We start from the raw sequence: 8,474 nt of genomic DNA, 5'->3' as shown, positions 1-8,474 counted from the left end.
GACCAACACGGTCCCCTCTCGCGCGAAGAGGGGACCGTGTTGGTCTCGACACGCCTCCGCCTAGCGGCTCCGGCGGCTCGACCGGCGGCGGGGCTCAGCTGAGGCCGGTGAGCTTGCCGGCGATGCCACCGGCGGCCTTGAGGGCGACGCCCTCTTCGAAGTTCCTGGTGACCTGGGGGACGTGCTTCTCGGCCTCGGCGATGGCGCTGATGAGGACCTCGGAGGCGGGGGTGTCGGGCCACAGGTAGAGCGAGAGGGCTCCGGGGATGGAGTTGACCTCGTTGATGAAGACCTCGCCCTTGCCGTCGGAGAGGAAGTCGATGCGGAGGATGCCGGTCAGGCCGGTGAGCTCCACGACGCGTACGGAGAGCTCCTTGATCTGCTTGGTGATCGACTCCTCGACCTGGGCCGGGAACTCGCGCGGCGAGGAGGACAGCCCGTCGGTGTGGACGTACTTGGCGGAGTAGTCGTACATCTTCGCCTCCTCGGAGCGCAGCGGGCGCTCGACCTCGGAGACGGCGACCTCGGGCGCGGTGCGCACCGAGGCGTTGAGGTCGAAGAGGTCAGGGCGGTACGGCTCGACGACCGCGCCGGCACGCAGGTGCGGCGAGGTGTTGAGGAGCGCCAGGCCGGTCTCGTAGTCGTCGACGACCTCGATGCCGATCGAGGAGCCGCCGAAGCGCGGCTTGACGATGTAGGGGCCCTCGAAGGACGGCGCGGCGTAGCGCGAGAGCAGCTCACGCTGCAGCGACGGCAGGCCGGCGTTGAGCATCACCGCGCCGAAGGCGAGCTTGTCCATGCCGAGCGCGGCGGAGGCCGGGGTGGCGCCCGTGGCCTTCAACCCCGCGAGCTCGAAGAGCCACTGGATGCCGCCGGCCTCGCCCGCACCACCGTGGAAGGCGGAGAGGATCGGTCCGGTCTCCAGACGCTTGCCACCGCCGAAGCCGCCGACGGTGTAGAACCCGTCGCCCTTCCCTTTGTCATTGCCAGCGCCGAGGCGAAATTCAACGGCCTTGGAGCCCTTCGGCTCGCCACCGAGGAAGTCGCGCGCCTCCTGCTTGGCGGGCACCACGAACCACTTGTCCGAGCGGGCCCAGTAGAGGCACGTCACCTCGACGCCCGCACCGGAGAGGACCCGCTCGGCCTGCAGGCCGGTGAGGATGCTGATGTCGTGCTCGGCGCTCGGGCCGCCGAAGACGATGGTGGCCTTGGTTACGCTCATGGTGAAAGCTCCTGGGTCCTACGCGTAGTGGTCGGGGAGGTCGTTCTCGTAAAGCACCACGTCGCCCTCCTTGGCCGCGGTCAGAGCATGATCCGCTGCCGCCTTGCGGCTGTCGAACGCAGTGGTTCGCGACGGGTCCCCCGCCCGCAGCGCTTTTCGGTTGGTGCGACCGACGATGCACAGCCGCATATTGTCGGAGGCAGTGGCAGCCTGCGCGAACTCGACGTTGCGCGCGGCCTGCTCCGTGCCCAGCTCGACCATACCGGGAGTGATGGTCCACACCGTGCCCGCCTCCCCCGCCAGCCGCTTCGCCTTCGCGAGCGCCGCGGCGGCACCGGTGGGGTTGGAGTTGAAGGTGTCGTCGACGACCCAGACGCCGCCCGGCGTCTGGTTCGCCTCGGCCCTGTGGGGCGTACCGGGGATCGACCCCAGCCGCTGGGTGATCGTCTCGATCGGGACCTCGACCGCGAGGGCGAGGCCGACTGCGATGGCCACGTTGATCGGGTGCCCGACCTCGTCGGGGAGCTCGACGGCGTACGTCTCGTCGTCGATCGTGAGCGCGCCGTCGCTCACCACGACCTCGGCGGCGGTGCCGGGCACCGCGGAGCAGGCGATGACGCGCTTGCTGGCGCGGAGGTTCTCGGCGATGAGAGCGAGCTCGGGTACGTCGATGTTGAGCACGACGGTGGCGGCCTTCGGAAGGATCTCCGACTTGGCCTTCACGATCGTCTCGCGCGACTTCATCCGCTCCAGGTGGGCCTCGCCGATCGTGGTGATCGCGGCGACCTCGGGCGGGAAGATCTCGGTCAGCGCGGCGATCTCGCCCGGACCGTAGGTGCCCATCTCTGCCACGAAGATGTCGGTGCCGGGCTGGAGACGGTCGTTGACCGCACGGGAGAGGCCCATCGCGTTGTTGAAGCTCGCCGGCGAGGCCAGCGTCGACCACCGCCCCTGCATCAGGTGGGTGGCGTAGTTCTTCGTCGAGGTCTTGCCGTAGGAGCCGGTGATCGCGACGATCTTCGGGTTGACCTTTTTGATGGTGGCGGCGGCCTGCACCTGCCACTTCTTCGCCATCGCCTTCTCGGTCGGCCACATGATCGCCAGCGCCGCCTCGGCCAGCGGGACCGCGAGGATCGGGAGCAGGCCGGCGGCGGCCGGGGCGAGCAGCGCGATCAGGACGGTGACGAGCGCGTGGAGCACGAAGAGCACCCCGGCCAGGCGCTTGACCCGATCTGTCCAGACCAGGCGCTTGGCGCCCACGAAACTCATCCCGACCGGCCAGCCGACGAACAGCAGCGCCCCGACGAGCGCACCGTAGGGCAGCACGAACGAGGCCAGACAGACCACGACGACCGCACCGAGCAGGATCGCCTCGACCGGACGGGCCTTGATCCAGATCCACTCGATCGCGAACAGTCGCGTCGGCTCGTAGTGCTCACGCTGGGCTACTCGCAGCCAGCGGTAGTACGAGACCAGGGTCAGCGCGGAGGTGACCAGGACGATCCACATGCTTCTTCTTCAGCCCCTCAGATTCAGTTCGTACGAAGTTCGTCGATGGCGCCTCGAAGGCTCTTGACCAGCCCCGCGTCGAGCAGGTGCGCCGAGCCGGGGACGATCTCCAGGGTCGCGTTCTTCCCCAGGATCTCCATGGCCTCGCCGGGCATCCAGACCGGAGCGGCGGTGTCGTTCTCGCCCCAGATCAGACGGACCGGGAGGTCGTTCGGGATGGCCGCCAGCTGGTCCCCGTAGGACTCGTTGACGACCTTCACGAAGATGTCGCGGATGATGCCCTTGGCGTTGCGGTAGTCGGTCGAACCGTACTTCTCCCGCAGCGCCTCCATCCTGGCCTCGGGGATCAGCCCCTTGGAGTGGAGCCAGCGGCCGACCCGGTAGGCGAGCTTGGGCTTGCCGCCGGTCTTCGGACGGAACAGCGGCACCCCGGTGAGGATGACGCCGCGGACGAGTTCAGGGCGGGTCGCGGCGAGCTGGACGGCCACCCGGCCGCCGAAGCTGTGGCCGACGAGCACCGGGCGGTCGAGCCCCTCGAGGATCTCGGCCAGCCACTCGGCGTACTCCTTGCTTCCCCACGCCTCCTCGGGAGCCGGGGTCGCACCGAATCCGGGCTGATCGAGCGCGAGCGCGTCGAGGCCCTCGAGCGTCGTACCCCAGTCGCTGCGGTTGCGCGCCCAGCCGTGCAGGGCCACGACGGTGGCAGCATCCTTGCCGTGCTTCTCACCGAAGGCACGTCCATCCAGCAGGGTCGTCAACACGGCCGCAACCTTATCCGGGACCATGCCCTGAGCCGTAACCGCGCGGCCGCCCGACGGCGTGTAACACGTCGTTCGTAGGACTACTCGCCTTTTATAACGACCGGATAGACCTACGAACGACGTGTTACCCCGAGCGGCCACATAGGCTCGGGCGCATGGATCACAAGCCCGCCACCATCGCCGTCCACGCCGGGCGGCCGGCCCACGAGCCCGACCAGCCGCTCAACGTACCGATCACGATGGCCTCGACCTATGTGGCCGGCGGGGACAAGGAGTACGGGCGCTACACCAACGATGCCTGGGTGGCCTTCGAGGAGACGCTCGGGCGGCTCGAGGGAGGGCGGGCGCTGTCGTTCGCCTCCGGGCTCGCGGCGATCGCGACGCTGCTCGACCTGGTCAACGACTCCGTCGTCGTGGCGACCGAGCAGAGCTACCTGGGGACCATCGGCCAGCTGGCCGACCTCGAGGGGCGCGGCCGGCTGACCGCACGCCTCGCGGACTTCTCCGACACCGCCGCGGTCGTGAGGCTGCTCGAGAAGCTCGACGGCGAGGTCGCGCTGGTGTGGGTCGAGACGCCGACCAACCCGGGGATGCAACTCGCCGACCTGCCGGCGATCATCGCTGCCGCGCACAAGGCCGGAGCGCGGGTCGTGGTCGACAACACCTTCGCCACTCCCCTGCTCCAGCAGCCGCTCGCGCTCGGCGCGGACATCGTCATCCACTCGGCCACGAAGTTCATCGCCGGTCACTCCGATGTCGTCATGGGGGCGGTCGTCGTCTCCGACGACACGCTGTGGGAGGTGCTCAAGGCCCGCCGTGATCTTCTCGGCGCGATCCCCGGCCCGTTCGAGGCCTGGTTGGCGCTTCGCGGGCTTCGTACGCTTCACCTGCGCGTCGAGCGCTCCGCCGCCAACGCGGCGGAGCTCGCCGAGCGGCTGGCCGCGCACCCGGCCGTCGCGGAGGTCCGCTACCCGGGGTTCGGCGGCATGCTCGCAGCCGTCCTCCCGACCGCCGAGCAGGCCGACTTCCTCACCCAAGGCACCTCGCTGTGGGTCCACGCAACGTCCCTGGGCGGTGTCGAGTCCACCTTCGAGCGCCGGCGCCGCTGGAAGACCGAGTCCGCGAGCGTGCCCGACGGGTTGGTGCGGATGTCGGTCGGCATCGAGGACGTCGACGACCTGTGGGACGACCTCGCCCAGGCTCTCGATCGCATCGAGCGCTAGGCGCCTAGTCGACCGGGCTCACCACCAGCGCGGACCCGCCACCACGCCGCCACGGCTCCGCGGCGGCCGTCAGCAGCCCGTCCGGGCCGATCTCGATCGCGGTGGCCGCCCCGAGCTCGGCGGTCGAGGCGAAGCGGTGGCCCAGAGATGTCAGCGGCCCGCCGTACGCCTCGATGAACGCCGGCTCGGCGCTGGTGCTCGCGGTGTTGCGCTGCGAGGCCCGCGGCGCGGCCATCGCCTCCGGAAGCGTCCGGTCACGTGCGAGCCGCTCGACGAGGATCTGGAGCACGGTGGTGATGATCGTCGATCCGCCGGGCGACCCGACCGCCAGGACCGGACGGCCCTCGGAGAGGACGATCGTGGGCGCCATCGAGCTGCGTGGGCGCTTGTTGGGCTCGATCCGGTTGGGGTCGTCGGCCCGGTAGGTCGTCGAGAAGTCGGTCAGCTCGTTGTTGAGGATGAAACCGCGCCCGGGCACGGTGATCCCGGACCCGCCGGTCTGCTCGATGGTCAGGGTGTACTCGACGACGTTGCCCCATCGGTCGACCACGGTCAGGTTGGTCGTCTCCAGGTTCTCGGTGTCCTTGGCGGTCACGCCGGGGCCGGTCGGGCCGTCGCAGACCCCGTCGAAGTCGTACGCATCGCCGGCAGCCACCGGCTTCGGCTGCGCCGCCGCGGGGTCGAGCGTGCACGCCCGCTCGGCGGCGAAGGTGTCGTCGAGCAGCGCCTCGACCGGCACCTCGACGTGGTCGGCGTCGCCGAGGTAGGCACCCCGGTCGGCGAAGCTGATCGCGCTCGCCTCGAGCAGGTGGTGGTAGGCCTCGGTGTCGTTCATCTCGGCGAGGTCGTATCGCTCCAGGATGTTGAGCGCCTCTCCCACCGAGGTGCCGCCGGAGGACGGCGGGGCCATCCCGTAGACGTCCAGGCCCTGGTAGGTCGAGTGGGTCGGCTCGCGGTCGGGCGCGGTGTAGGCGGCGAGATCCTCGGTGGTCACCCAGCCGGCCGGGACCGGCAGGTCGGTGTCGGCGGTCTTGGGCGGTGCGGTCACCGTCGCGGCGATCTCCTCCGCCAGCGGACCGCGGTAGAAGGCGTTCACGCCCTTGCGGGCGAGCAGGTCGTAGGTCTTCGCGATGTCGGGGTTGCGGAACCGGCTGCCCACCTCGGGCGCGGATCCTCCGGGAAGGAACAGTTCCGCTGTGGAATCGATAGCGGCGAAACGTTCTGCGTTGTCGACGGTCTGCTGACGGAAGGTCTCGTCGACGACGAAGCCACGCCGGGCCAGCCGTGAGGCCGGAGCGAGCGACTGCCCCAGCGAGCGCGTGCCCCACTTCCTCAGCGCCTTGTCCCAGGTCAGCGGGGTGCCCGGCACTCCGACCGAGGCCCCGCTGGTGACCATGTCGGGGAAGAACGGATACTCCTTCCCCGTCTCGGGGTCGATGAACGCGTCGCGAGGCATCGCGGCCGGCGCCTTCTCCCGTCCGTCGATGGTCTCGACCTCACCGGTGCGCGCCGAGTAGTGGACGAAGAAGCCGCCTCCACCGATGCCGGCCGAGTAGGGCTCCGTCACTCCGAGCGCGGCCGCGGTCGCGACCGCGGCATCGGTCGCGTTGCCGCCCTTGCGCAGCACCTCCAGCCCCACCCGGCTCGCGTCGGCGTCGACGCTCGCCACCGCGCCGCCGTAGCCCACCGCGGTGGGCACCTTCGGTGGCGGCACGCGCCGGTCCTCCGGAGCGGCGGCCGCCCCTCCGTACGGGACCAGAGTGGCCAGTGCGAGCGCGCCTCCGGTCAGGGTGGCGGCAACTGCAGAGCGGCGTCCGAGCATGGCGATCTCCCAGAGATTGGCGGCTCGTCGAACGTACTACTTCCCCGCCCGCCTCGAATTAGGTTCTGGAATTCCTTAATTAGTAAGGGTTGCTTACAAACAAACTCACTGCCACCATCAGATGGCGCTTCGGGCGCTTGTGCCCGAGCCAGCCATCACCTCGGAGGTGTCACCATGCATGTCGCCTTTCCCCCACGAAGAGCCCGCCGGACAGCCGGCCTTCTCATCGGCGCACTCGCCGGAGCACTCGCCCTCACCGGCACGCTCGCCCTCACCAGCACCCCGTCCAGCGCATCGCTGACGACGGCCGCAGCGGAGCCGACCGCGATCAACGGCTACCGCAACGTCGGCTACTTCGTGCAGTGGGGCGTCTACGGCCGTGCCTTCAAGCTCAAGCAGCTGGAGACGTCCGGCGTCGCCGACGACCTCACCCATCTCAACTACGCGTTCGGCAACATCCACCACCAGACGCTGACCTGCTTCGAGGCCAACAAGGCCCAGGGCGAGGGGCCCAACGGCTCCGACGGGGCCGGTGACGCCTACGCCGACTACGGGATGTCGTACGCAGCCGACGCATCCGTCTCCGGCAAGGCCGACACCTGGGACCAGCCCTTGGCCGGCTCCTTCAACCAGCTCAAGCAGCTCAAGGCGAAGCACCCCGACCTGAAGGTCCTGCTCTCGCTGGGCGGCTGGACCTGGTCGAAGAACTTCTCCCTCGCGGCGGCCACGCCGGAGTCGCGACGCAAGTTCGTCTCCTCGTGCGTCGACCTCTACATCAAGGGCAACCTGCCGATGATCGACGGCCGCGGTGGCCCCGGAGCGGCCGCCGGCGTCTTCGACGGCTTCGACATCGACTGGGAGTGGCCGGGCTCGCCCAACGGCAACGCCGGCAACCACGTCGACCCGGTCAACGACCGCGCCAACTTCAAGGCCCTCCTGGCCGAGTTCCACTCCCAGCTCGACGCCCTGGGATCGACCACGGGCAAGGACTATCAGCTCTCGGCGTTCCTCCCGGCCAACCCGCAGGACATCGAGGCCGGCGGCTGGAACGACCCGGCGATCTTCGACTCCCTCGACTTCGGCAACATCCAGGGCTATGACCTGTGGGGCGCCTGGGACCCGAAGCTGACCGGTCACCAGGGCAACCTCTACGCCGACCCCGCCGACCCGCGCCCCGACGGCAAGCGGTTCAGCGTGGACGAGTCGGTCCGGGAGTACCTCGACGCCGGAGTCTCACCGGCCCAGCTCGGCCTGGGCATGGCGGCGTACGGCCGCGGATGGCAGGGAGCCACCTCCTCCGCACCGTGGGGTCCGGCGACCGCCGCGGCACCGGGGACGTACGAGGCCGGCAACGAGGACTACGACAAGCTCAAGTCCCGCGGCACCGACCACTACGACGCCGCGACCGGTGCCGCCTGGCGCTACGACGGCAACCAGTGGTGGAGCTACGACAACACCCGGACGATCGCCCAGAAGGCGGCGTACGCCATCTCGAAGGGCCTCGGCGGAGGCATGTGGTGGGAGCTGTCCGGTGACCGCCAGGGAGAGCTGATCGGCACCTTCGCCGACGCCATGCGCAACGGCACCGGCGGCCCGGTCGAGGAGCCGGACCCGACCGACCCGCCGACCGACCCGCCACCGAGGACCCGACCGATCCGCCGACCGACCCGCCTGCCGGGGCAGCGCCATGGTCGGCCACCACGGTGTACGTCGCCGGTGACCGCGTCACCTACGGCGGTCACCTGTGGGAGGCCAAGTGGTGGACCCAGGGCAACACCCCTGGCACCGAGGAGTGGGGCCCGTGGAAGGACCTCGGCACGGCCTGACCCGCTGACTGCTCCGCTGGTCGAGCCCGGCGAGCGCTAGCGAGCCGGTGTCGAGACCAACACGGTCACTTACCGTGTTGGTCTCGACACGCCTCCGCCTAGCGGCTCCGA

Annotated in this window: 6 protein-coding genes; 2 read left to right on the top strand and 4 right to left on the bottom strand. The window is 69.8% G+C overall.

The window, feature by feature from the left end; translation table 11 throughout:
• Positions 1-94 precede the first annotated feature (94 nt).
• The 3 genes from H5T77_RS25030 to H5T77_RS25020 are packed head-to-tail and all read right to left on the bottom strand — an operon-like array spanning position 95 to position 3,492.
• Complete coding sequence (locus H5T77_RS25030) at positions 95-1,222, bottom strand: D-alanine--D-alanine ligase family protein (protein ID WP_292653325.1); 1,128 nt, start codon at positions 1,220-1,222, stop codon at positions 95-97.
• An 18-nt stretch (positions 1,223-1,240) separates the two neighbouring features.
• A complete protein-coding gene (locus H5T77_RS25025) occupies positions 1,241-2,731 on the bottom strand; it encodes a Mur ligase family protein (RefSeq protein ID WP_292653324.1) in 1,491 nt (496 codons plus the stop codon).
• 23 nt (positions 2,732-2,754) lie between these two features.
• Positions 2,755-3,492 (bottom strand): alpha/beta fold hydrolase, encoded by a 738-nt coding sequence (locus tag H5T77_RS25020; RefSeq protein WP_292653323.1) that lies wholly within the window; start codon positions 3,490-3,492, stop codon positions 2,755-2,757.
• Between the two features lie 155 nt (positions 3,493-3,647).
• Between H5T77_RS25020 and H5T77_RS25015 the strand changes: the two genes are divergently transcribed.
• Positions 3,648-4,715 carry a trans-sulfuration enzyme family protein gene (locus tag H5T77_RS25015; protein WP_292653322.1) on the top strand — a complete coding sequence of 356 codons (1,068 nt, stop codon included), beginning with the start codon at positions 3,648-3,650 and terminating at the stop codon, positions 4,713-4,715.
• 4 nt (positions 4,716-4,719) lie between these two features.
• On the opposite strand, the gene ggt is transcribed toward H5T77_RS25015, so the two are convergent.
• Complete coding sequence (ggt, locus tag H5T77_RS25010; RefSeq protein ID WP_292653321.1) at positions 4,720-6,537, bottom strand: gamma-glutamyltransferase; 1,818 nt, start codon at positions 6,535-6,537, stop codon at positions 4,720-4,722.
• 174 nt (positions 6,538-6,711) lie between these two features.
• Here ggt and H5T77_RS25005 point away from each other — a divergent pair, with 174 nt between their 5' ends.
• Positions 6,712-8,403 (top strand): glycoside hydrolase family 18 protein, encoded by a 1,692-nt coding sequence (locus H5T77_RS25005; protein ID WP_292653320.1) that lies wholly within the window; start codon positions 6,712-6,714, stop codon positions 8,401-8,403.
• The last annotated feature ends 71 nt before the right edge of the window (positions 8,404-8,474 follow it).

Source organism: Nocardioides sp. (genome assembly GCF_014360585.1).
Classification (GTDB): Bacteria; Actinomycetota; Actinomycetes; order Propionibacteriales; family Nocardioidaceae; genus Nocardioides.
The sequence above is the reverse complement of the archived record's forward strand: the minus strand, read 5'-3'. Positions and strand labels throughout refer to the sequence as shown.